Origin of the sequence: Brevundimonas sp. (assembly GCF_036402095.1) — a bacterium.
In the GTDB taxonomy this organism is placed as follows: domain Bacteria; phylum Pseudomonadota; class Alphaproteobacteria; order Caulobacterales; family Caulobacteraceae; genus Brevundimonas.
Map to the genome: position 1 here is coordinate 1 of NZ_DASWTO010000113.1, position 1,926 is coordinate 1,926.

At 71.2% G+C, this 1,926-nt stretch carries 3 protein-coding genes and 1 pseudogene; 1 reads left to right on the plus strand and 3 read right to left on the minus strand.

Features of this window, described 5'->3' with window-relative positions; translation table 11 throughout:
- Both hrcA and VGD32_RS08260 read right to left on the minus strand, forming a co-directional pair.
- Positions 1-161, minus strand: a pseudogene (hrcA, locus tag VGD32_RS08255) (heat-inducible transcriptional repressor HrcA); the annotation flags it as partial.
- Between the two features lie 26 nt (positions 162-187).
- Positions 188-745 (minus strand): GNAT family N-acetyltransferase, encoded by a 558-nt coding sequence (locus VGD32_RS08260; protein WP_331031417.1) that lies wholly within the window; start codon positions 743-745, stop codon positions 188-190.
- 46 nt (positions 746-791) lie between these two features.
- Here VGD32_RS08260 and rph point away from each other — a divergent pair, with 46 nt between their 5' ends.
- Positions 792-1,517 (plus strand): ribonuclease PH, encoded by a 726-nt coding sequence (rph, locus tag VGD32_RS08265; protein WP_331031418.1) that lies wholly within the window; start codon positions 792-794, stop codon positions 1,515-1,517.
- A gap of 9 nt (positions 1,518-1,526) precedes the next feature.
- Here the strand turns inward: rph and VGD32_RS08270 are convergent.
- Positions 1,527-1,926: enoyl-ACP reductase FabI (locus VGD32_RS08270; RefSeq protein ID WP_331031419.1), on the minus strand; the 400-nt coding region annotated here is incomplete at its 5' end.

The following is a 1,926-nucleotide window of genomic DNA, read 5'->3' on the forward strand; positions in this document are numbered from 1 at the left end:
TCCTGCATGGTGTTGCGGATCGAGGCCGGGGACAGGGCGACGCCGGTCAGCGACAGGGTGCGCGACCCGACCGGCTCGCCGGTCTGCAGATAGGTCTCGACGATGCGCCGGAAGATGTCGCGCGCCCGCTCGTCGAGGGCGACGAGGCCGCCCGGCTGCATGGCGGTCGAGGTCAGCAGGGGCGGTTTCATGGCCGCGCCTCCCACGTCGCCCGCTCCAGCCGGTGCACGAGGCAGTCGTCCTCGTCGAACATCCGCCGGCCGACCGGCTGGAAGCCGAGGCGTCGGTAGAAGCGATGCGCGTCCGTGTTGGAGGCGAGGGGGTCGATGACGATCGCGGTCACCTTGGGATCGGCGAAGGCCGCGTCTATGGCGAGGGTCATCATCTGCGTGCCGTAGCCCCGGTTCAGGGCGTCCGGCGGGCCGATCCAGATATCCATGGCCCGCAGGTCCGGCTCGATCTCGCCCCAGTAATGCGTCGGCTCCAGATGCGGGTCGATGATCTGCATGACGCCGATGGCGCGGCCGTCCACCTCGGCGATGCGGTAGAAGCCGACCTCCGACTGGTCGGCCAGCTCCTCGCGCCAGTCGATGCCGCCGAAGGCGATATTGGCGTCGGGGTCGTCGGTGGAGCAGGCGATGACGTGCGGCTCGCGGTCCCATCGGGCCAGCAGGCCGGCGTCCTCCAGCGTCGCCGGGCGCAGCCGGACGGCGGAAGGCGCGGACGAGGGGGAATACAGGCTCACGGTTTCAGGATAAGCAGCGCCGCGACCGCTTCCAAGGATTTCCGCCATGACCGCCGCCCGCCCCTCCGAACGCGCCCCCGAACAACTCCGCGCCGTGACGCTGGAGACCGGGGTCAACCGCTACGCCGAGGGCTCCTGTCTCGTGACCTTCGGCCATACGAAGGTGCTGGTCACCGCCTCGGTGGAGGAGAACGTGCCCGGCTGGATGCGCGGCAAGGGGCAGGGCTGGGTGACGGCGGAATACGGCATGCTGCCGCGCGCCACCCACACCCGCGGCCGGCGCGAGGCCGCCTCGGGCAAGCAGACCGGCCGGACGCAGGAGATCCAGCGGCTGATCGGCCGCTCGCTGCGGGCCGTGGTCGACCTCAAGGCGCTGGGCGAGCGGCAGGTGGTGCTGGACTGCGACGTGGTCCAGGCCGACGGCGGCACCCGCACGGCGGCGATCACCGGGGCCTGGGTGGCGATGGCCAGCGCCTTCGACTACCTGCGGGCCGAGGGGGTGATGAAGGCCGATCCGATCCTCGACCAGGTCGCGGCGGTGTCGTGCGGCGTGTGCAGCGACCAGCCGGTGCTGGACCTCGACTATGATGAGGATTCCACCGCCGAGGCCGACTCCAACTTCGTCCTGACCGGCTCGGGGACCATCGTCGAGATTCAGGCCACCGGCGAGAAGCGCGGCTTCACCCGCGCCGAGTTCGACCGCCTGTTCCAGCTGGCCGAGGGCGGCTGCGCCGAGCTGTTCGCGCTGCAGCGGGCGGCGCTGGGGCGGTAGGGGAGGGCCTCAGCCCTCCTCCCCGTCCGGCAGGCCCATCATGTGGAAGCCGGCGTCGACGTGGATGACCTCGCCGGTGGTCGACAGGCCGAGGTCGGAGCACAGCCAGAGGGCGCAGCCGGCGACGCCTTCCATGGAGGTGTCCTCCTTCATCGCCGACATGGCCCGGCCCTGGGCGATCATGCCGCGGCCGCCCGAGATGCCGGCCAGCGACAGGGTGCGCATGGCCCCGGCCGAGATGGCGTTGACGCGGATGCCCTTCGGTCCCAGGTCGCGGGCGATGTAGCGGGTCGCCGCCTCCAGCGCCGCCTTGGCCACGCCCATGGTGTTGTAGTTGGGGATGGCCCGCTCCGAGCCGAGATAGGTCATGGTCACCAGCGAGCCGCCGTTGGGCATCAGCTTCGCGGCG

What these genes read in the sequence shown, in the direction of transcription:
- rph (WP_331031418.1), top strand. Translation starts at nt 792, where the DNA reads ATGACCGCCGCCCGCCCCTCCGAACGCGCCCCCGAACAACTCCGCGCC.